Origin of the sequence: Jeotgalibacillus malaysiensis (assembly GCF_044789845.1) — a bacterium.
GTDB lineage: Bacteria > Bacillota > Bacilli > Bacillales > Jeotgalibacillaceae > Jeotgalibacillus > Jeotgalibacillus malaysiensis_A.
The window spans coordinates 2,840,398-2,861,851 of record NZ_CP085252.1 but is presented as its reverse complement, the minus strand read 5'-3'; the positions used below and the strand labels follow the sequence as shown (position 1 = coordinate 2,861,851).

General features: G+C 38.4%; 20 protein-coding genes. 10 read left to right on the top strand and 10 right to left on the bottom strand.

The window, feature by feature from the left end; all coding sequences use genetic code 11:
- Window positions 1–19: 19 nt before the first annotated feature.
- From LG330_RS14995 to LG330_RS14970, 6 genes are read left to right on the top strand one after another with little or no spacing between them, the layout of a single operon-like run.
- Complete coding sequence (locus LG330_RS14995; protein ID WP_404405201.1) at window positions 20–1,069, top strand: nucleotidyltransferase family protein; 1,050 nt, start codon at window positions 20–22, stop codon at window positions 1,067–1,069.
- Entirely contained in the window at window positions 1,062–1,688 is a 627-nt protein-coding gene (locus tag LG330_RS14990; RefSeq protein ID WP_404409631.1) for an acetyltransferase, read from the top strand. The genes LG330_RS14995 and LG330_RS14990 overlap by 8 nt, the downstream gene beginning before the upstream one ends.
- Before the next feature lie 5 nt (window positions 1,689–1,693).
- Window positions 1,694–2,689 (top strand): N-acetylneuraminate synthase, encoded by a 996-nt coding sequence (neuB, locus tag LG330_RS14985; RefSeq protein WP_404405199.1) that lies wholly within the window; start codon window positions 1,694–1,696, stop codon window positions 2,687–2,689.
- Window positions 2,683–3,849, top strand: coding sequence for a UDP-N-acetylglucosamine 2-epimerase (gene neuC / locus LG330_RS14980; protein ID WP_404405196.1), 1,167 nt, complete (start codon window positions 2,683–2,685; stop codon window positions 3,847–3,849). The genes neuB and neuC overlap by 7 nt, the downstream gene beginning before the upstream one ends.
- Window positions 3,850–3,852: 3 nt before the next feature.
- On the top strand, window positions 3,853–4,539 hold the full coding sequence (locus LG330_RS14975) for a cytidylyltransferase domain-containing protein (RefSeq protein WP_404405194.1): 687 nt from the start codon (window positions 3,853–3,855) through the stop codon (window positions 4,537–4,539).
- Between the two features lie 26 nt (window positions 4,540–4,565).
- Window positions 4,566–5,828: a lipopolysaccharide biosynthesis protein gene (locus LG330_RS14970; protein ID WP_404405192.1), complete on the top strand. Its 1,263-nt coding sequence runs from the start codon at window positions 4,566–4,568 to the stop codon at window positions 5,826–5,828.
- A gap of 1,457 nt (window positions 5,829–7,285) precedes the next feature.
- Here LG330_RS14970 and LG330_RS14965 read toward each other — a convergent pair.
- The 6 genes from LG330_RS14965 to LG330_RS14940 all read right to left on the bottom strand — a co-directional run bounded on the left by LG330_RS14965 (window position 7,286) and on the right by LG330_RS14940 (window position 12,776).
- Window positions 7,286–7,747 (bottom strand): DUF3368 domain-containing protein, encoded by a 462-nt coding sequence (locus LG330_RS14965; protein ID WP_404405190.1) that lies wholly within the window; start codon window positions 7,745–7,747, stop codon window positions 7,286–7,288.
- Window positions 7,695–7,991, bottom strand: coding sequence for a UPF0175 family protein (locus LG330_RS14960; protein ID WP_404405188.1), 297 nt, complete (start codon window positions 7,989–7,991; stop codon window positions 7,695–7,697). The genes LG330_RS14965 and LG330_RS14960 overlap by 53 nt, the downstream gene beginning before the upstream one ends.
- A gap of 1,801 nt (window positions 7,992–9,792) precedes the next feature.
- A complete protein-coding gene (locus LG330_RS14955) occupies window positions 9,793–10,218 on the bottom strand; it encodes a type II toxin-antitoxin system death-on-curing family toxin (RefSeq protein ID WP_404405186.1) in 426 nt (141 codons plus the stop codon).
- A 23-nt stretch (window positions 10,219–10,241) separates the two neighbouring features.
- The gene (locus tag LG330_RS14950; RefSeq protein WP_404405184.1) at window positions 10,242–10,523 is read right to left on the bottom strand and encodes an AbrB/MazE/SpoVT family DNA-binding domain-containing protein; all 282 of its coding nucleotides are present in this window, start codon (window positions 10,521–10,523) and stop codon (window positions 10,242–10,244) included.
- A gap of 101 nt (window positions 10,524–10,624) precedes the next feature.
- Window positions 10,625–11,230 (bottom strand): transposase, encoded by a 606-nt coding sequence (locus LG330_RS14945; protein WP_404405182.1) that lies wholly within the window; start codon window positions 11,228–11,230, stop codon window positions 10,625–10,627.
- A gap of 4 nt (window positions 11,231–11,234) precedes the next feature.
- Window positions 11,235–12,776 (bottom strand): YifB family Mg chelatase-like AAA ATPase, encoded by a 1,542-nt coding sequence (locus tag LG330_RS14940; RefSeq protein ID WP_404405180.1) that lies wholly within the window; start codon window positions 12,774–12,776, stop codon window positions 11,235–11,237.
- Window positions 12,777–12,956: 180 nt separating this feature from the next.
- Between LG330_RS14940 and LG330_RS14935 the strand changes: the two genes are divergently transcribed.
- The 4 genes from LG330_RS14935 (at window position 12,957) to LG330_RS14920 (ending at window position 16,889) form a co-directional block, all read left to right on the top strand.
- On the top strand, window positions 12,957–13,400 hold the full coding sequence (locus tag LG330_RS14935; RefSeq protein ID WP_404405178.1) for a hypothetical protein: 444 nt from the start codon (window positions 12,957–12,959) through the stop codon (window positions 13,398–13,400).
- Entirely contained in the window at window positions 13,397–13,888 is a 492-nt protein-coding gene (locus tag LG330_RS14930) for a hypothetical protein (protein ID WP_404405176.1), read from the top strand. The genes LG330_RS14935 and LG330_RS14930 overlap by 4 nt, the downstream gene beginning before the upstream one ends.
- 161 nt (window positions 13,889–14,049) lie before the next feature.
- On the top strand, window positions 14,050–15,585 hold the full coding sequence (locus LG330_RS14925; RefSeq protein ID WP_404405174.1) for a plasmid pRiA4b ORF-3 family protein: 1,536 nt from the start codon (window positions 14,050–14,052) through the stop codon (window positions 15,583–15,585).
- A gap of 134 nt (window positions 15,586–15,719) precedes the next feature.
- Entirely contained in the window at window positions 15,720–16,889 is a 1,170-nt protein-coding gene (locus LG330_RS14920) for an SEC-C metal-binding domain-containing protein (protein WP_404405172.1), read from the top strand.
- Window positions 16,890–17,152: 263 nt separating this feature from the next.
- Here LG330_RS14920 and LG330_RS14915 read toward each other — a convergent pair whose 3' ends face one another.
- From LG330_RS14915 to LG330_RS14900, 4 genes are all read right to left on the bottom strand, one after another.
- Window positions 17,153–17,719: a hypothetical protein gene (locus LG330_RS14915; protein WP_404405170.1), complete on the bottom strand. Its 567-nt coding sequence runs from the start codon at window positions 17,717–17,719 to the stop codon at window positions 17,153–17,155.
- A complete protein-coding gene (locus tag LG330_RS14910; RefSeq protein ID WP_404405168.1) occupies window positions 17,706–17,936 on the bottom strand; it encodes a hypothetical protein in 231 nt (76 codons plus the stop codon). The genes LG330_RS14915 and LG330_RS14910 overlap by 14 nt, the downstream gene beginning before the upstream one ends.
- 446 nt (window positions 17,937–18,382) lie before the next feature.
- Window positions 18,383–19,708, bottom strand: a complete 1,326-nt coding sequence (locus LG330_RS14905; protein WP_404405166.1) for a PQQ-dependent sugar dehydrogenase — start codon at window positions 19,706–19,708, stop codon at window positions 18,383–18,385.
- A gap of 253 nt (window positions 19,709–19,961) precedes the next feature.
- Entirely contained in the window at window positions 19,962–21,101 is a 1,140-nt protein-coding gene (locus tag LG330_RS14900) for an acyltransferase family protein (RefSeq protein WP_404405164.1), read from the bottom strand.
- Between the last annotated feature and the right edge of the window lie 353 nt (window positions 21,102–21,454).

Here is a 21,454-nt window from a genome sequence, read left to right as displayed (position 1 = left end):
AAGTTTTATAGGGGTGAGAATGTTGGATGTAAAATCGTTTCTAATTGAAGAAAATAAAACAATGCTTGAAGCAATGGCTCAACTTGATGCTGTAGCGAAAAAGGTTCTTTTCGTCATAAGTGAAGAGCGATTTGTTGGAGCAATTACTGATGGTGATATTAGAAGGTGGATACTTAAAAAAGGAAGCCTTGAAGCTAAAGTGAAGGATATTGCTAACTACTCCCCTAAATTTCTTCATGAAAAAGATAAGCATTCAGCTAGGAATTTTATGAAGCAACATTCAATAGAGGCTCTTCCAATTGTAAACGACGGTCATGAAATAGTGGCGGTCTCTCTATGGAATGAAGAAAGAGTGCAAGTCCCAAAAGAGCTGGATATTCCAGTTGTCGTTATGGCTGGCGGCTTCGGGACGAGGCTTTATCCATACACTAAAATTCTGCCAAAGCCTTTAATTCCAATTGGAGAAATTCCAATTGTTGAACACATAATTAATCGGTTTAATGAATTTGGAAGCAAGCAGTTTCACTTAATTGTTAATCACAAAAAAAATATGATTAAAGCTTATTTTAATGAAATTAATAAATCCTATGAAGTTCATTATGCTGATGAAGACCAGCCCCTGGGAACTGGTGGTGGAATTAGTTTATTAAAAGGAAAGATTAACTCAACTTTTATTCTCACAAATTGTGATATTTTGATTGAAGAAGATTATGAAAAAATATATGAATATCATAAAAAAGAGAATAACTTTATTACGATGGTCTGTTCTTTAAAAAATGTAAAGATTCCATATGGTGTTATAGACATCAGTGAAACAGGTGAAATTGAAGCTATGAAAGAGAAGCCTGAATTATCTTTCTTCACCAATACAGGGATGTATGTTGTAGACCATACAGTCATTGAAGAAATGGAAGAGAATAAGGCAATTGGTTTTCCGGATATAATAGAACATTACCAATCTAAAGGGAAGAAAATTGGCGTGTTTCCAATTAGCGAGCATGCTTGGATGGATATGGGCCAAATTGAAGAAATGGAAAAAATGAGAGAAAGACTTGAAAAGAATGACTAATAAAATCCTCATAGTAGGTGGAGGAGGCCATTGTCATTCAGTATTAGACTCTCTTTTGACTTTAGGAATTTATGATGAAATTGCAATCATAGATAAGAAAGAGTCTGTTGGTAATAAAATTTTATCACTCAAAGTTACAGGGGCAGATGAAGACATTCCTGGTCTATTAGAAGCGGGTTATAGTGATGCATTCGTTACAATTGGTAATAATAGAGTTCGTAAACAAATAAGTGAAAAACTAGAACGAATGGGATTTCGATTTCCCTGTATCATTGATCCGCAATCAACAGTGAGCTCTTTTTCTAATATAGGGAAAGGCGTTTTTATCGGTAAAAAAGCTGTAGTAAATTCAAATTCATTTATTGGCAATGGAAGTATTGTGAACACTTCATCTGTCGTTGAACATGACTGTCACTTAGAAGACTTTACTCATATCGCCCCCGGTGCGACCCTATGTGGGGGTGTCAAAGTGGGAGAAACAACGCATGTCGGTGCCGCAAGTGTTGTTCGTGAGCAGTTAACAATTGGATCTAATACAACTATTGGGATGGGTAGTGTAGTAGTTTCTTCTATCAAATCAAACGCACTCGCCTATGGAAACCCTTGTAAGGAGCGTTAAACTTAATGAGTACATACATTATTGCAGAAGCAGGTGTCAATCATAACGGAAGTCTTGAATTGGCGAAGAAATTAGTTGATAAAGCCAAAGAAGCGGGAGCCGACTGTATAAAATTTCAAACATTTGTTACAAAAAATATCACAACAAAAAGTGCTTCCCAAGCAGAATATCAGGAAAAAAATACAAAGAAAAAAGAAAGTCAATATGAAATGCTTAGTAAACTGGAGTTATCTTTTCAGGATTTCCATGAGCTAAACGAATATTGTAAAGAAAAAGAGATTGAATTTTTATCTACAGGTTTTGACTTTGATAGCATTGATTTTTTAGATGAACTAGGTATGAGCACTTGGAAAATACCTTCAGGAGACATTACAAACCTACCTTATCTTGTTAAGATTGCTAAATTAAATAAGCCAGTTATTTTATCTACCGGCATGAGTACGATGGATGATATTCAGGCTGCTCTTCATGCTTTAAAAGAAAACGGGGCTGGTCCAATAACAGTTTTGCATTGTACCACAGAGTATCCTGCACCATATGAAGAAGTTAATCTTGCAGCGATGAAAACAATCGAAAAAGAATTTCAAGTTCCAGTTGGTTATTCTGATCATACAAAAGGTATTGAAATACCGATTGCAGCTGTAGCAATGGGTGCAACAGTTATCGAAAAGCACTTTACTTTGGATCGTTCTATGGAAGGCCCTGATCATAAAGCAAGTCTAGAGCCTAGTGAACTGAAAGAAATGGTATCTTCAATCAGAAATGTAGAAGTTGCGATTGGAAACTCTGAAAAAAAACCTGCTTCATCAGAAGAAAAGAACATGAAAATTGCCAGGAAAAGCATAGTAGCTAATCATTCGATACGAAAAGGAGAGATATTTACAGAAGAGAACCTTACTGTAAAACGTCCTGGTTCGGGTGTTAGCCCTATGAAATGGTTTGATATTATCGGCGAAAAAGCAAACCGTAATTATGAAGAGGACGAGTTGATTGAATGGTAAAAAAAATTAGTATACTGACTGCTACCAGAGCAGAGTACGGTTTATTAAAACCTTTGATAAAGAAGCTGAAAGAAATGACTGAATTCGAAGTACAAATTGTTGTAACAGGAGCTCATCTTTCTCCTGAATTCGGTCTTACTTATAAAGAAATTGAACAAGATGGTTTTCAAATCGATGAAAAAATAGATATGTTGGTTAGTGCAGATACACCTGCTGCGATCTCTAAATCTATGGGATTATCCATGATTGGGTTTGCAGATTATTTTCAAAGAAGCCAGCCGGATATGTTGATTGTTCTGGGCGATCGCTATGAAACGCTAGCAGTATGCCTTGCTGCTATGAATCAACGAATCCCGATTGCTCATCTTTATGGGGGAGAAACAACAGAAGGTGCGGTAGATGAATCTATTCGACATGCAATAACGAAAGTCAGCTATCTGCATTTTACAAGCACAGATCTCTATCGTAATCGAGTGATCCAATTAGGAGAACACCCAGATAGAATTCATTGTGTAGGTGCCCTTGGTGTAGAAAACATTCTAAGTGAATCTTTGCTAACAAAAAAAGAATTAGAAAGTTCGATTGGTTTTAATTTAGATGCTCCATATGCATTAGTAACATTTCACCCAGTAACTTTAGAAGATAATCAGTCTGAAATTCAAATGAAATCTTTATTATCTGCTATTAAAAATTATCCTGATATGAAATTCATCTTTACAAAGGCTAATGCTGATGCGAATGGAAGGGTTATTAACAAGTTGATAGATTCTTACTGCTCTAATAATTCCCATGCAGTTGCTTTTACTTCATTGGGATTAAGAAGATATTTAAGTGCACTGCAAAATTGCTCAATGGTAATAGGAAATTCATCAAGTGGTTTAATCGAAGCGCCAAGTTTTGGTGTGCCTACTATTAATATCGGAGACCGTCAAAAAGGTCGTCTGCAGGCAAATAGTGTGATTAATTGTAAAGCAGAGAATGAGTCTATAAATAAGGCAATAGCATTAGCAGCTAGTGACTCATTTAAAGAAAAAGCAATGAACGCTGTAAATCCCTATGGCAATGGTGATACGTCTGAAAAAATTGCTAAGGTACTCCTTAAATTTTTGATTAACGATGAGATTAACCTGAAAAAAACTTTTTTTGACTTGGAGATGTAAAAGTTGAGGCATATTGCAATAATTCCAGCCAGAAGTGGATCAAAGGGTTTAAAACATAAAAATATTAAGCTTTTGAATGAAAAGCCTCTAATAGCTTATACGATTGAAGCTGCATTAAAGAGTAATGTCTTTGATGAAGTAATGGTCACAACTGATTCATCTGAATACGCTGAAATTGCAAAACAGTATGGAGCAAAAGTTCCTTATTTAAGAAATGAGGAACTTTCTTCAGACCAGGCATCTTCATGGGACGTTGTTCGTGACGTGTTATCTTACTATAAAAAAAATGACCAGTATTTTAATACATTATGCTTACTTCAACCAACTTCACCTTTGCGTGATTATAATGATATTATTAATGCTTATCAGTTGATGGAGGAACGGAATGCAGACTCTGTAGTTTCAGTTTGTGAAACTGAACATTCCCCTTTATGGTCAAACACATTGCCAGAAGATTTATCACTCAGAAGTTTTTTAAATGATGATTTGTTAGGTAATCAAAGACAAGCTTTACCTGTTTACTATCGATTGAACGGTGCGATTTATATCGCTGAATACGATTTAATAGTTAATGAAAAAAATATATTTAAAGCTAATAGTTATGCTTTTATCATGTCTAAAAGAAAGTCTATAGATATTGATGAATCCCTAGACTTCAAAATTGCAGAGATGCTGTTATGCGAAGAGTAATTAGTTTCTTTTTAGGATGTAAATAAATGAGACAAGTAAAAAATATACTTTCTAATAAATTCTTTAAAAACTCAATTTTGTATACCGTTGGTGCTATGCTTACTCCATTGGTAGGTTTAATTATGCTGCCAATATATACGAACTATTTATCTCCATCAGAGTATGGAGTTATGACTACAGTTCAAACCTTAGTGGGAATGCTACAACTATTTTTATTACTCTCACTACATGGAGCTGTAACCAGATTTTATTATGATTTTTTAGATAATCCCCAAAAACAAAAAGAATATTTAGGATCAATATATATATTTACTCTTATTTTTTCTTTGGTGCTTTCAGTCATATTAATTTTATTCAAAGAATCTATTGGTAGCTTATTATTTCAGAACATTCCTGTAGATCCTTACTATTATTATTTAATAGGAATAGCTTGGGTATCGGCTCTATCTACATTACCTATGGCCTTGTTTAGAGCACAAGAAAAAGCTGGCTTATTTGTTATTATTAATTTGATAAAAGCAGTTAGTATAATGTCGTTGTCAGCCTATTTAATTATTGTAAAAGGTTTAGGAGCGGAAAGTGCGTTAATAGCTCATTTGATTGTTACTTTTGTTATTGTAATAATTACGTTCTTGATGCAACGTAAATCTTTAACTTGGTCTTTAAATATTTCATTTGTAAAGCAAAGCTTAATATTTAGTATTCCATTATTACCTCATGTAGCAAGTGGCTGGATTATTAGCTCATCCGATCGTGTTATTTTAGAGAAATTTGTTAGTCTTGATGAGATCGGTCTTTATGCTTTAGCAGTTCAAGTTTCTCTTGTACTCTCACTATTTTATACTAGTGTTAACAACGCATTAGTGCCTAGATATACTAGATTGCGTAAGGAGAACAAGGACATAGAGGGAGATAAGTTATTAAAGATTTTCTCTCGGATAATTATAATTTTTGGATCTATATCTATTCCAGTTGCAATGATAGCAATTTATTTATTTACATCAAATGAGTTTCAAGGAGCTCTAATATTCATTCCTTTCTTATTAATTGGACAAATTATTAGGGGTTTTTACTTTATACCAGTTGCCAAGTTATTTTATGTTAAAAAGACAAAATCAATTGCTACAAGTAGTACAATTGCAGCCATTGTAAGTATATTAATAAACATCACATTAATTCCGTTTATAGGTATTTATGGTGCGGTAATTACTGCAATCCTTACTGAAATTATTAGGTATGTTTTAATTCGAAAGGCAAGTCTTAGTGTTAATAAGCCTTCCCTGTCCTAAACACTATTAAAAAAACTTCCCTGTCTTAAAAATAATTCTGACAATTTAAGTCAATTGAATAAGTGAAAGTCAGAAGTGAGTGATGAAAGCACTTTGTGTTTATTAGATTGAATAGTTATTTGTAAGTGTAAATATTCATAAATGTGTTCAGGACAGGGAAACCAAAATGGGGAAACAAAATGGGGAAACAAAATGAATAGAGTACAATAATATTTAATTGAAAACAGCCATGCAAACAACATAATGGCTATTTTATTTATGTTAGATCCAGTGACTTGTCTCACTGTAATCCCAACACATGTACCCAATGATCCTGATAACATGTGGGTATTTACTGAGCATGTGCTGAAGGCCAAGGCCAGCGTCTATACAAGGAAAACATTAACAAATGAGTTTGCAGAAGGCAAGCAGCTGAAAGTTCATACCCCTATTAATAAACTGAATTTTCTGTTGAAACGTGCTAAATAATTCTAAGCGCTGATTAGTAAAAAAAGAGTTCAATTTTATTTCATTTCAAAGCGTAAAGATAAGAAGCGGAAATAAGTGGTGACTCTCTTATGTATATTGTGATTTTACAATAAAAGTGGTTGATTGGTTATACATAGATAGAGAAGGAAATGGATATGTTGAGCGGTTAGAGGGTGGGAGGATGAACCACGCGGAGTATCTTAGTGAATCCTCCCTGTCCTAAACACAATTCTGACAATTCAAGTCAATTGCATAAGTGAAAGTCAAAAGTGAGTGATGAAAGCACTTTGCGAGGAATTGATTGTATAGTTATTTGTAAGTGTAAATATTCATAAATGTTTTCAGGACAGGGAGTTTTGAGGAGAGAGTAATTTTCATGGTTGCTTGTTTTTTGTCCAGCTTTCACCAAATTTGCTGTCACTGAATCACGATCATGTAGGCTAATAAAAAATACCTTCCACTATGACACTGTGAATATTAGAACCATTAAAGGAGTCTTTTGCTTTCAGAAATGTATAAAAGTCATGACAGGATTACCGTCAATTTTAGGACAATATGTGCCGTCATGATTTGGTCAAATTAACTAGCATATGATATTGTACTACGTATTCAGCTTTTTGATTCATCTTACGCTGCCATCACTCTGATCCGGCGATACATCAATCTGATCTACGTTTGCCATGAAGAGATCCAATTATAACGCTAGAATAAAGTTGACAATTTTTGCTCGATTAGATTTTACAATTTTGCTCAATTAACATGCAACCGCCCCTGATCAGTAAAGACTAATCAAGGGCGGTTGTATTTATGTTAAGCTTACGCTGCATCGAGCGGCCAAAACATTTAAAAAGAGGCCGCAAAGTTAAAGAGGACCATCCTGTTGTATAATAGGTCAATCCGATTCCCATTCTTTTTCCAATCTTAACACTTGCTCGTACAGTGATTTTCCGATACGATAATTCCTATCGATTAGAAGGTCGATATATGGTTTAACCATTTATTTCTATTTTCTTTTGTGCCTTAGCTAAACGCAGGATGCCGAGTGTTCCAATAGGAGTGAGGAAAAAATTCTTTGCCATATTTCTTGCAGCGACTTCATCAATTAGAACAAATTCTATTTTCAACTCTATTCCACCAATAATCGTCTCTAGTTCTCCTTTGTGTAATTTGCCGTACATACTTTGAACCATCATTTCATCTTGAACGGAATATGGAATGATTTTTCCTGTCTGAATCCCATTTAGTATTTCCTGCCTCCCATGGTCAAGTTCATTTGGGCTCTCCGTTAGTTCTTTGATTACAGCCATCGGCACATAGACATCTTCAAACAACTCCCAAAGCAAGTAAAGTTTTTTAATCATAGACAACGCGATAACCGGGCTTGTATTTGTGATAATTCTACTCACTCTTTTTAGTGCTATCCAAGTATTTTTGCATAGCCAGATCGTCATCAGCTAAATGCTCATTTGTATATTCCATCCATGGAATGCCTTTTGCCCGTAAAATATCTATAAAATTAGCTAAGGAATTGCCTGCAAGTTCAGCTGCCCGTTCTAATGTGACCGTCTTTTCAACAAACATGGCGATAGCCAATGATAGACGTACTTTATCATCAAGATTTTTACCGTTTCCACTTTTTTTCAGAATACTGATCATTTCATTCGGCAGGTGCACATTCATTTCGTTTTGCGCCAATATTAAAACCTCCTTGTATTGAAAAGATCTCTACTGCCAGTGCCCCGATAACAATTGGTTGGATCACCTGATGCATAAAGTATTCAGTCAGCAGCGATGCGAATTCAAACTGTCTTTAAAACTTTGGCTTTGAAGCAGATCAACCAGCGCCTGCTTCAGATCATTAACGATAGTCATATTACATCGCCCTCTTACCATTTTGATAATCTTCTTTTCTTCAACAGCATTTTTCCAGCGAGCAATAGAAATTTCATTCAGCGCTTTTACTTCTCCGAGTGTTCTCGTACGTGATTTTTTCTGCGGTCATTTGAAATAGATCTGATCAGAGCATTTGCTTTTTTGGGTTTTTCTCAATATTTTCCACTTAATGATATCGTTCGCATAAAATCACCTTTTTTAATCATGTCACCATCTTATTCTTATTATATTCAATAGGGGCGGATAAAGGAAATGAAGTCTAGGAAAAACCTCTCTGTCCTTAACACTTGTTGTTAGAATCAACTAGTTCTTACTTAGTTTCTCTAACGCTTTATAATTCTGCTTAATACCACTTTTTATACTCTTAAAACAGCTCCCTGTCCTAAACACGATTATGACAATTCAAGTCAATTGCATAAGTGAAAGTCAAAAGTGAGTGATGAAAACACTTTAAACTTTCAATATTGGATAATTATTTGTAAGTGTAAATATTCATAAATGTGTTCAGGACAGGGAGTTTTTCAAAGAAGATATTGATATCGATTTCCTTGTGTTTGAGGCTGTAGTTATACTTAAAGACAGGTTGCAGGGAATGAAGCTAAAATAGATTAATATAAACAAAACAGCCATTGTGTTTCCATGGCTGTTTTCTATTAAATCTGCTTGTACTCTATTTTTTTATCTTTATGTGGATCTCGTATGGCAACGGTGGATCAAATGGATGTCATTGGTGGGTCAAAAAGATGGCAAAACTGGATCTATCCCTTGGCTGTAGTCATAAATACCATTAAAGGAGTCTTAAAAAAAATCTCCCTGTCCTAAACACTATTCCGACAATTCAAGTCAATTGCATAAGTGAAAGTCAGAAGTGAGTGGTGAAAGCACCTTAGTGTGGTTATGTTGGATAGTTATTTGTGAGTGTAAATATTCATAAATGTGTTCAGGACAGGGAGTTTTGAGGACAGAGTAATTTTGTGATTGCTGTTTTTTCTGTCCGGCTCCCAACAAATTTGCTGTCACCGAATCACCACCATGGAGAGGAATAAAAGTGAACTCTCCCTGTCCTAAAAACGATTCTGACAATTCAAGTCAATTTTGAGTGAGGAGAGAGTAGGGAGTTTTGAGTGAGGAGAGAGTAATTTTTATGGTTGCTGTTTTTTCTGTCCGGCTCTCAACAAATTTGCTGTCACCGAATCACCACCATGGAGAGGAATAAAAAATACCTTCCACTATGACATTGTGAATAGAAGTACCATTAAAGGAGTATTTGCGGTTTCAGAGATGTATAAAAATCATGACAGGATCACCGTCAAGCTTGGGACAATATGTGACGTCATGATTTGGTCAAATTAAATTACATATGATATTGTACTTCGTTCCCAGCTACTTGACTGATCTAGCACTGTCATCACTTTGATCCGGTGATGACATCAATCTGATCCACGCTTGCCATGAAGAGATCCACTGAAGCTGAAAAGATTTTTTGCTGGGAAAAGTGCTGATATACCGTTGTTGTTTATAGAAAAAACGAAGCTCTGGATTATTCAGGAGCTTCGTTTTTAAAGCTATACATATCCTTTTATTGTACATGGAACCAATTAGACTATAGCGACTCATCCAAGGGCCGAATAAATGGTTCGACTTCTTGTTTCAGATAATGGATACAGTCATTATCCTTGAATTTCTCATCATTTGCGACATACACAGTAAAGTCCTCAGCCTCCTGGTTGCTCCAGGTCAGTTCCAGTCCATTTATATTTAAAAATGTTTCAAATACAGTAAGTGCCGTTCTTTTATTGCCGTTTTGAAATATATGACCGCCTCTGGCAATGGAGTGATAATAACAACAGCCTTTTTCAATCACGCCAGGAAAAGTCTCTTTACCAAAGAGTTCTGTCTTTGGTCTTTGTACCATTCCCTCAAAGCGATCCTGATTTTTTACACCTGCCTGGTCACTGTCATCATAAAAGTCCATCATTGTAAAATGAATAAATAAAATCTCTTCAGCGGATAAATAGTTTACAGACAATATGCGTCACTCCTCTGCATTCATTACCGGTCTCTTAAATTTCGCAGTGCCTGATCATACTTTGTAATTGCCCGATTCATGGATTTAAGTACATCAGGACGAATGCCGTTAGGAACGGAACGGTTTGCTTTTTTCATAACAATCTCTCCTCTTTCATCATCATAATAGATTTCCATTTCATCACCTTTACTTACCTGCATTTCATCTACTATCTCTTTCGGTATCACAGCGGATAAACTGTTGCCGATCTGACTAAGCTTTCTAGTATGGCGTTTTTCATGATTAGAGGTCGAATGTCCACTCAATGTTCTTCATCACCTTTCAATCGAATATATAATTATAATTATTAATATTATTATAATCAGAAAAGATGATGCTGACAACGATTGTTCATTTTTTAAGCTAGCTACATCTCCGGCACCCCATCATCCGGCACATGCCGATCCTCCTCAACATTCACGCGATACTCCAGACAATACCGCGCGTATTCAGCATTCGTTTTATCAAAGCCGTGCGGGAGTAGCTCTTTCATGATGGACCTGTCTAAATAAGGTGGAGCGGGGAGGGTGTCATTAACATAAAGCGGATAGGAACTGTAAGGAAAATCCGCTAGCTCAGCAACCATCGGAACCATCGTCTCAATCGGATTCCGGTGAATATAACTGCTTACTGTTAATAGCCCGAGCGGACCGTCAACTTCTTTCGCGAAATACCGCTTTTGATAAATCCGTCCGATATGACCGTACCGACTGGAGTACGAATCACTATAACGCCGATTCACAATCGCCATAATCTTACTGAGCGGATCTTTCTCAGCGCGGATCAGCAGGTGGTAATGATTCGTCATAAAGCAATAAGCAAGTAATTTAAATGGGTATTTAAGATAGGCGTGCATCAGCGCCCGCTCCAGCTCGACCATGTCTTCTTTCGTTCTGAAAATAAACCGGCGATTGTTTCCGCGCATGATCACATGATAATAAGCATTCTGCCTGAAATTCCTTTTTTCAGTCATCAAGTTACCTCATCAGCGACTGATGAACCTGAGCCGCTCTGATTTTCCAGCTCAGCGCTTCTTCAATGCATTCATTTGTCACTTTTCCATCATGATGTAAATCGGCAATTGTCTGCGCAAGTCTTAAAATTTTCATTGTCGAGCGGCTGCTTAATTTTTCAGTAAAACTGACTTCCTGAACGCGCTTCATTTGATAAGCAGTGAAAAACGTCTTTTCTTCAAACAGCTTTACAGGCACAATGGCGTTTGTATAATTGGCACTATACCTCGCTCGCTGCCTTTGTCTGGCACCCGTAACCTTTTCTCTCAGCTCAACAGACGTTTCAGCCGTCGTCTCAGATAAAATCCCCTGACTTTTCATCTCCAGCACAAAATCCACCCTGTCAATAATCGGACCCGTAATCTTCTGCATATACCTAAGCCTGACTTTATCACTGCACGTACAGTATTTTTCATTGGATCCATAATAACCGCAAGGACAGGGATTTGTCGCAGCGATCAAATTAATAGAAGCGGGGAACTGATCAGAACCCTCGACCCTGTTGACAGTCGCAACCCCCATTTCAAGCGGCTGCCTGAGCGTATCAATCACCCGCTTTTGGAAGTGACCAAGTTCATCCAGAAACAGCACACCACGATGAGCAAGTGACATCTCACCGGGTCTTGGATAACGGCCACCGCCAACAATGGCCCCTTCAGAAGAAGAGTGATGCGGACTGCGGAAGGGAGGCCTGATAGTGGTCCCGCGCTGCTGTCTTGCCAGCTGATAAATGCTGTACACTTCAAGCACTTCATCATGCGTCAGGTCAGGCAGAATGGTATGAAGCGCATTTGAAAGCAGGCTCTTTCCGCAACCAGGCGGACCGCTCATCAGCAAGTGATGACCGCCAGCTGCCGCGAGTATCATCGCACTTTTCGCTTCCTCATGCCCTCTGATCGCAGAAAAGCATACGTGCGGGACTTCAGCCGGTTCAATTTTAGGGGATTCAGACATTAATAGTGTTAAATCACTCTCAAACAATGAGCGTTTCCCTTTTAAATGCTGAAGCAGCGACTCAATATCAGGAATTCTTATAAACTCTACGTTCTGGATATTTTTAAAAAAGGTTAAATCAATTGGTGGGATATAAATGCGGGTAAAACCGAGAAGAACTGCCTGGTGGATTGAGGTGATCATGTTGTGGAATGTGGTGAATTCGCCTGAGAGGGTTAAAGCAGCGAGGAAACAGGTGCGATCAGGGATTTTCAGCGGGACTTTCTCCATCTCCTGCAGCACAGCGATCAGCATCGCCATATCAAATGCCGTACCCTGCTTTTTCATATCGGCAGGAGAAAGATGAACCGTAATTTTCTTCATCTCAACGTCCTTGCCAAGAACATGCAGCGCGCCTAAGATTCGCTCCTTCGACTCCTTCAAAGACGCATCCGGCAGGCCGACAATAATGCATTGAGCCTTGTCTGTCCTGACTGATGCTTCAATTCGGACTACATGACCTTTGAGGCCGGTTAAGCTGATACTGTAGATTTCATTGTTGATGGGGATCACTCCTTTTTTGAAGATTGAGAATATTATACATGATTGGCGTGGGGAACGGAAACAAATCTAGCTATATAATGGATAAACCGGATGAACATTTTATATGAAATTTTCTGGAAGAATCAGATTCACTCTGCCGCATATTGTTATATACTAAAACAGAACATAAATTGAAAGGAGTGAAAAGTTATGTCGGAGTTTTCGGAGTTTCTTAGAGAGAAAAATGAAATGAGCAAAGCAAAAGAAATCCAATGGGAACAAGTGAAATCTGAATGGATACAAACTGTTGAGGATTTTATGGAAGAGCTATCCGGCTGGGTGGAAGATGAGCGTCAAAAGGGACTAGTCAAGATAGAAAAGACTCAGGTCAAATTAACGGAAGAAGAGTTGGGAGCGTACGCTGTATCTTCACTTAAAATGAGAGTCGGAAAGACCACTGTAAATGTTACACCGATTGCGAGACTAGTAGTGGGTGCGACTGGCAGGATAGATGTTTTTGGCGAATTTTCGAGATACATTGTTTTAGATCACAAAGATCGTGGATGGATCTACCGGAAAGAAGGCCAGGGCGGTGCCTATAAAAAATTTGATAAGCGTGCATTTCTGGAAATGGTTATGGAGATCATTTCATGACCAAGGAATTGGATAACATCATGAGCTGGTACTCAATTTTGGTTGATAGTCAAATGATTACGAAGAGAATGCTGAGGGATTACCCTGAGTATATTCCTCAGCAAAGTGAATTTGTAGCAAGGAGCATTCCTGAAGCATCTGAACTCCTGGACAAATCCATGAACGAATTAAATGACCTTACAATTGTCTCTCTCATATCAGTATTCGAACAGCATATGCATAATTATATAGCTGATCTTATTCACAAACAGATTGAGACCCATAAAATAAGCGCATACCTCATCAGGCGGGCAGAAAGAGACAGATTTGAAGAAATCATCGATGCCTTCAAATCCGAAACCGAACCGCATATAGCTGGGATGGTCAAACAAGTCTACCGGTACCGAAACTGGGTCGCGCACGGAAAGCAAAACCAACCTCCCCCTGCCACAATTGACCCAGCGTCCGCATATGAACGCCTCTCAGATTTTCTTCAACACCTTCATTAATTACATCACTTATCGATCAAAAGCAGATTCGATCAGCCCCATCCTTCATTTAAAATAAATGTCAATCTCCCCTCTTTCATGTACACTTCTAATTAACACCGAAAGAGCGAAGTGCAGGGTCAGACCCTGCGCTTCGTTATGACTTCGAAGGAGGAGAGCACATGATACTGGAAGTAAAAGTCACACTGCTTGGTGAAGAGCGTCCTGTCTGGCGGCGGTTAAGAATTGATGATGGGATGACTTTTTACGAATTTCACAAAATCCTGCAGGTTGCGTTCGGCTGGACTGAGTCACATTTGCACAATTTTGATGTGAGGCGGTCAGGAGGCAGGACGGAACGGACATTAATTGAGATGGAAGAAACAGAGGATTTCTTTTTGACAATGGATGAGTCGGTATCTGAGCAGGAAGCAATCGTCGGCGACTGGCTGATTCAGCCTAAGGACCGGGCACTGTATGTGTATGATTTCGGTGATTACTGGGAGCATGAAATTGTCGTCGAAAAGGTATACCCTGAAAAAGAGGGGATCCAGACTCCTTATTGTGTAAAAGCAATGCGTACACCGCCTGAAGAGGATTCAAGATGGCAGGTCAATGACACAGAACGGCTGAATAACACAGACATGATGAATGAGATCAATACATACTTTGAAAAGGGAATTGAGTCTTATTTCGAAAGGCTGAACCATACGTACAGTGGGGATGCGCTTTTTGAAACAGAAAATGATCCTGAAAGTCTGACAGAACTGATGCAGGCAATGAAAAAGCTCGATCAGGCGGCACCGTGGACCTATCTCGATGACGATCAGATATTTGCAATTGACTATGGTCACAGCTTGTATTTTGCATCTGTCATGGGCAGTGCCGGCATTGAAAAGGGAATTGCCCTTTATGAAGGCCGGGACGGGTGGTTCTCAATCAAAGCCATGCTCAGCGGGGATGCTGACTATCTTCAATATAACCAGCGCGGGATGCTTGCCACGTTTAACGACAGAACAGAACTTGAAGATGAGGATTACCGTCTGATTAAAGAAAGCGGTATTGGTTTTCGCGGTAAAAAGAAATGGCCGTCCTTTCTAAGCTTCCACCCGGGATACTACCCATGGTTTCTCGATGTTGATGAATACGCAGTGCTGACAGATCTGATCGAGGAGATTTTGACCGTAACAGAAAAAGTGAAAAATGGTTTAAACATCGTCCACCCATTTAACAGTGGGGTGATTTATCTGAAAGTAGCCGGAGATTGGGTGGAAGATGAAGACAGAGGCGTGCAGGTGGCTGAAATTGAGCGGATGTATGCAAAACATGCACCAGTGCTGAATATGATTCTGCCGGATGAAATGGACAAGCTCAAGCAGTATCCGAAAAGCGATCAACACCTGTCACTCGGTTGTCTATACAGTCGTGAAGCCGTCCAGACAGCACACGGCAAGCGCCCGTTTTATCCGATGAATGTATTTGTCTATGACCATCAGACAAAACAGCTTAATCATATCGCGACCTATGCTGAAGGATACAAACCGCTGCTGATCCAATCAGCACTCTGGGATGCGTTAAAAAAGAAAGGCGCGCTGCCACAACAGCTCACAGTCGCAACAAAAGACTGGCACTACCTCAAACCAATCCTTGATGAGCTGCCGGTCAAAGTGAAGAAAGTAGAGCGGATGAAGGAGATGGAAGGGTTGGATTGGCTGTAGGAGGAAGGTGAAGGGTGATCAGACATTTGAATCAATCACTCATCCTTCGCAAATCACCTCGGCAAACATTTCATTTTAAGTATGTAAGTGTTACATTCTAATAAAAAGGACATTCATGCAAGAGGAGTGGTCGTATGGATAAAATGAAAGAGCAATTTTATAAAGCGTTGCATCATGAGGATCATGCTGTGAAGCGTTTTGCGCTGGAGACGCTTATCATGAAGGATCTTGCTGAGGTGGGGACCTATACCGCTGTGATGCAGGAGATTGATCAGATGAGGGGCAAGGATCCGTTTTATCTGCTGCCTGTAATCAGCGAGTTGCCGATGTCTGATGAGGAAGTTGAAGATTTGGTGAGACGGTGCCGATCAGAAAAGAACAAAGAGTTTAAATTTCATTATTCAGCTGCATTGATAAACTTACCAACCTATCAGCTATATCAAGTTAAGGATAAGCTGAACGGGCTTGTGCCGAAGTCCATTTTAAATCAGGCTGAACAATTAATGAGTATGAATGCTGATGAGGTAAAAGTGGAATTTGAGAAAATCATTGAGGACCTTGAAGAAGATCAGATGAATTCAGAACTTTTTGCGTGTGGAAAAAAATATGTGCAACGGTTAATTGAGCTGGAAGTTGTCACAGCGGAAACCGTATTCGAACAGCTTGAAAAAGCAGAACCAGATGATGGTATGCTGGTCTTTAGAGATGTGTACGCCGTCTATATGGCAGGGGAGTTTGGGTTGAGCGCTTTTATTGAAAAATTGTGCCATCTGATTCTGGTATGTCCACAAGACGATCTCAGCATTCACGAAATTGAATGGGCACTAATTAAAATGAACGACCCAAAAGTAATAAGTGAAATTGAAAAGCATGCGCCAAAAGATGACTATTTTTACTCAGCATCTCTGATTCTATCCAGAATTCATGTAGCTGAAACGGAAGACGCATTGATCAGACTGCTTGGCTCTGATACCAGAATCACATCAAAAACCTTTTACGCAGACGCACTGTGCACCCAGCTTTCAGTCAAAGCAATCCCTCACATCGAGCAATTGATTGAGGAGGGATACGATGAGGGCCTGCTGTCACTGAAGGAATCTTTATACTATTTAACAGAAGTGATAGAACAACCACATCCGCAAAGGGAAGAATATAAAAAAGAAGCAATCAGACCCAATCAACCGCTGCCTGAGCCAATTATCTTTAAAGGTCAACCGGTCAAAGTAGAGAAATCACCGGGTAGAAACGATCCTTGTCCGTGCGGGAGCGGGAAGAAGTATAAGAAGTGTTGTATGGGTGCATAAGGGAAGCGAAGTCCAATCAAACTTGAGGGCTTCGCTTCTTTAAAACCATCCAGTGGAAACCTCCCTGTCCTAAAAACGATTCTGACAATTCAAGTCAATTGCATAAGAGAAAGTCAGAAGTGAGTGATGAAAGCACTTTGCTTTCAATGTATTGGATAGTTATTTGTATATCTAAATATTCATAATTGTTTTAAGGACAGGGAGTCTTGAGAATAGAGAATAAAAAGAAGCGCAGCTCCAGTTTACTAAGGAGCTGCGCTTTTTCAAAACCAGTCTTCAATTAATGTATAAACCTTCACTTCTTTTGCTTTTGAAGTAAGGTAATCCTGATCCAGGTCACCTTTATGAATCAGAAACATTCGATAGGCCCATTCATAGTCTTCGTCATCTTTCGGATAAACCAATGTAAACGCAATACCTTCAAGGCGATGGATGATGATATCCTCAATGCTGATGACATATAGCTTTTTTTGATTAGGCAGTGTGATTTCATATACTTTGTCTGGATCTCCTTCAAGATGGTTAGAAGGAACCCGGGTCGCAATTTCAGCATCTGTGTGATACCACTCTCTCTCACTCCGCTCAAACCCCAGCTGATTCATCAACAGGTCGTTAAACAGATGCCATCCGTCACTGACAAAGTCAATATCATGAGTATGGTAATCGTTCCGTGTATAGATCTCTACTGCCAGTCCGCCTACAACAATTGGTTGGATCCCTTGATGCATAAAGTAATCCGTCAACAGAGCAGCAAATTCAAGCTGCCGTTCAAACATTGGTTTATCAGCCAATTCAACGAGTGCCTGTTTCAGATCGTCAACGGTAGTCATAATACATCGACCTTTTACCAGTTTTAATAATTTTCTTTACTTCAATCGCCCTTTGCCAGCGTGCAATTGAAATTTCATTCAGAGCCTTTACTTCTCCAGGTGTTCTTGTACGTGATTTTTTTCTGTGACCATTTGAAGTAGATCTGATTACAGCATTTGCTTTTTTTCGGTTTTTCTCAATATTTTGATCGATCTCACTTAATGATATGGTTCGCATAGAAATCACCTCGTTTTTAATAATGTAATCATCTTACTCTTATTATATTCAATAGGGATGGAGAATGGAAATCAAGTGTTATGGAGTTTTTGTATTGGAATCATTAAAATTCAGGCACCCCACCATCTGGCACATGCCGATCCTCCACCACCCCTAACCGGTACTCAAGACAATATCGGGCATACGTTGCATTAGTTTGCTCTAAATCATGAGGCAGCAGTGAGTAAATAAAGCACTTTACGGGGCAGTGCTAGATAGTTATTTAAAAGTGTAAATATCCATAAACATGGTTAGGACAGGGAGTTCTGTCAGTAAAAAAGAAGCAGGCAACCCCGGAAATCCAGGATTGCCTGCTTCTCTGAAATTGTTAAGCGCCTTAAAATGACATCGACATAAGGCTGGTGCTTTTAGAGAATCATAAATGATTCAGCGTCGTCTCATTCAACTTAGTTACCTTCACCTGCTGCAGTAATCTTATAAACCGTACCGCCATCAGTGCTTGCAATAAGCGCGCCATCCTCAGTTACAAGAATGTCACGGAAACGTTCTCCTTCGTCAGTTAATAGACGTTCTTCTCCAACGATGATGTCATTTTCAATGACAACACGTACAATATAGTTCGGGAGTAGACCACCGATGAACAAGTTGTTCTCCCACTCAGGAATGGCATCGTTGTCATAGAATGACATACCACTTGGTGCGCTGGTTGGATCCCAATAATATACTGGTTCAACAAACCCTTGAGCCTCGTGTTCTGCAATACCATCATTGATTAATTCACCAGAGTACTCGATACCATAAGAAACAATTGGCCATCCATAGTTAGAACCTGGTTCAATAATATTTAGTTCATCCCCAGCTTGTGGGCCGAATTCAACAATCCATAGGTCTCCTGTTTCAGGGTTGAAGTCCACGCCCTGAATATTACGGTGACCGTAGCTGTAAATACCATCTAGTGCATCTTCATCATCAGTAAATGGATTCGACTCTACTGGTTCCCCGTCTTGTGTGATGTGAATGACTTTACCCAAGTATGCATCTAAGTCTTGTGCACGTTCGCGAATTGGATCATCTGAACGCTCCCCAGTAGTTAAGAACAGGTTGCCATCCTCATCAAAGATAATACGTCCACCATAGTGTAAGTCACCATCATAGGCAGGTGTTGCCTGAAAAATCACTTCAAAATCTTCAAGCGAGGCTTCATCTTCTGATAAAACACCTTTACCGACAGCAGTTACCGTACCACCTTCAATATCTTGAGAAAACGTCATAAATACGTATCTCGATTCATCAAAATCAGGTGCAATGGTGACATCAAGCAACCCACCTTGAGATTCGTTATTTACTTCTGGTGTACCTTCGATTGGATCTGATACAGAGCCATCTTCAAGGTTTACAATCAGCAGTTCAGCTGAATCTCTTTGTGTCACGAGTAAGCGGTTCGTATCAAACTCTTCCATTCCCCAGGACACACCAAGACCCTCAGCAACAACTTCCACATCAAGCTCTGTTTCAGTTTCTACTTCAGGTGCTCTTGTTTGTTCCGGAAATGCCGGGTCAAACTCTGTAACCTTTGGCTCGGTTTCTGCACTTTCATTTGAGCTATCATCAGCACTTTCATTTTCGCCCTCGTCAGCACTTTCTTCTGTTCTAGCATCCGAGTCATCAGTCGATGCTTCGTCTGAATTATCATCATTGCTACATGCTGCCAAAGCCAATACAAAGATCAGCATTGTAAAGAACATTAATCTTGACCACGAAACTTTCGTCATCGTTTTTCCTCCTCATTTCTAGAACATTAAACTGAATAATATAGACTAAAATACAGCATCCTCAAACCCGGAAATGAAAATTGGTTAAGGCTTTCGTATCATAGCTAAAAAATCCGTTATAGAGGTACTTTTCCCTAAAAGCTATTTCAGGAAACCAATTTACTCGACATTTAAAAATCTTCGTGTCCAAATACGAAGTGCGGGGTCAGACCCCGCACTTCGCTCTATCATATTAATATCAACACCAGACTCTTCAAGCACTTACTTTATCATTAATCTCTTTTTTCTTTTCAAGAATCATATTGGTTTTCCCTGTGAATAATAGTAACCCGAGCTTTGTTTTTCTTATTAATAGATAGTCGGTGGTATATACAATAAATGTGGACAATAGTAATACAACTAAATATCCTAAAAATGGATTTCCGAAGTTGGCATATGTAACATAGTAATAGCTCACCACAACGATAATTGGTTGATGTATCAGGTATATGGAATAGGATGATTCTGACATATATCTCAGGAAACGATTGGATTTGTTCAGAAACTTATATAGTAACCCCAATACAAGAATCAATGAGAAGTAACGGGGAACGCTATATAAAATCGTATTTGAATTTGGAATGATGTCACTTAGGATCTTTGCTAGTACAAAACTAAAAACTAACAACATAGAAATGATGATCAATCTTTTTCTGGAGAGTTCTATAAATAGTTTTTTGAAATAATCCCAATGCTGGTATGTGATAACGCCTAGCAAGAAATACGGTAAATTAGTGCCTATCGCAAGGAAGTTTATAAGCTCATGAAAATACCCGGTTACAATAAATAGCACACCAAATGTACCTAATATCCCTACATTACAAGCGATCAGCAAAGTATCTATATATTTCTCTGCTTTTCGAATAAAAAAACGATTGATGGAATAACTTTTGAAATTTAAAACAAAATAAATCAGAAATGAAAAGATCATTACATAGTACAGGAACCAAAGGTGAGACAATTGGAACTGACTATTCCAGGGGATCAGCGCATTTAAAATGTCTATCACAGTGAAGTTCTCATTATTGTGTTTTAAAATGTAAATTCTCTCAATGATATTAAAAGTAAGCAGGGTAGCAACAAGCGGAATACCTAATCGAGTCAATTTGTTTAAAGTGAAGTTCTTTAAATTATATTTTCTAACGGACAAGGCAGCAAAATAACCTGAAATAAATAAGAATAAAGGCATTCTGAACAAACTAATTGATTCAGTAAAGTACTGTAAAAAAGGTATAGAATGCTTGTTATCTACAGAGATCAACCAAACCGTACCAGAGAATACGAGCGCAGAATGATACAGAATCCCTAAAAAACTTGCGATTGCTTTACCGTTATCAAAATAATGTTTTCTCATTTAAATAAACTCCCTTCGTTTTAAAATAATGTGATATTTATGGGCGATGATTCACCAATGAGTTAATGCCACTAGAAAGTGATCAGTTCTAATAGATCCAAAATTAATAGAACTTGGTATGAAATTTTTCTCTCATTTCTGACGGGTGCTTGATTTTAGAAGCATTACTATGAGCAGCTCTAGAGGATTAGTTAATTATTCTTTCCAAATTTGTAATTCCTTCTGATATTAAGATGTATTAATTATACATTATAGTTCTTTATTAAGAACAATAAGTTTAAATTTTTTCTGTTTTTGTAAAACTTAACTGTTCAAAATACGATTATGAAGGATGAAGTGAGGGGTCAGACCCT

Excerpts from the sequence above, each read along its gene's own strand:
- LG330_RS14995 (WP_404405201.1), top strand. The coding sequence starts at position 20 with ATGTTGGATGTAAAATCGTTTCTAATTGAAGAAAATAAAACAATGCTT.
- LG330_RS14990 (WP_404409631.1), top strand. The coding sequence starts at position 1,062 with ATGACTAATAAAATCCTCATAGTAGGTGGAGGAGGCCATTGTCATTCA.
- neuB (WP_404405199.1), top strand. The coding sequence starts at position 1,694 with ATGAGTACATACATTATTGCAGAAGCAGGTGTCAATCATAACGGAAGT.
- neuC (WP_404405196.1), top strand. The coding sequence starts at position 2,683 with ATGGTAAAAAAAATTAGTATACTGACTGCTACCAGAGCAGAGTACGGT.
- LG330_RS14970 (WP_404405192.1), top strand. The coding sequence starts at position 4,566 with ATGAGACAAGTAAAAAATATACTTTCTAATAAATTCTTTAAAAACTCA.
- LG330_RS14965 (WP_404405190.1), bottom strand. The coding sequence starts at position 7,747 with ATGACGATCTGGCTATGCAAAAATACTTGGATAGCACTAAAAAGAGTG.
- LG330_RS14945 (WP_404405182.1), bottom strand. The coding sequence starts at position 11,230 with ATGACTGAAAAAAGGAATTTCAGGCAGAATGCTTATTATCATGTGATC.
- LG330_RS14935 (WP_404405178.1), top strand. The coding sequence starts at position 12,957 with ATGTCGGAGTTTTCGGAGTTTCTTAGAGAGAAAAATGAAATGAGCAAA.
- LG330_RS14930 (WP_404405176.1), top strand. The coding sequence starts at position 13,397 with ATGACCAAGGAATTGGATAACATCATGAGCTGGTACTCAATTTTGGTT.
- LG330_RS14925 (WP_404405174.1), top strand. The coding sequence starts at position 14,050 with ATGATACTGGAAGTAAAAGTCACACTGCTTGGTGAAGAGCGTCCTGTC.
- LG330_RS14920 (WP_404405172.1), top strand. The coding sequence starts at position 15,720 with ATGGATAAAATGAAAGAGCAATTTTATAAAGCGTTGCATCATGAGGAT.
- LG330_RS14915 (WP_404405170.1), bottom strand. The coding sequence starts at position 17,719 with ATGACTACCGTTGACGATCTGAAACAGGCACTCGTTGAATTGGCTGAT.
- LG330_RS14910 (WP_404405168.1), bottom strand. The coding sequence starts at position 17,936 with ATGCGAACCATATCATTAAGTGAGATCGATCAAAATATTGAGAAAAAC.
- LG330_RS14905 (WP_404405166.1), bottom strand. The coding sequence starts at position 19,708 with ATGACGAAAGTTTCGTGGTCAAGATTAATGTTCTTTACAATGCTGATC.
- LG330_RS14900 (WP_404405164.1), bottom strand. The coding sequence starts at position 21,101 with ATGAGAAAACATTATTTTGATAACGGTAAAGCAATCGCAAGTTTTTTA.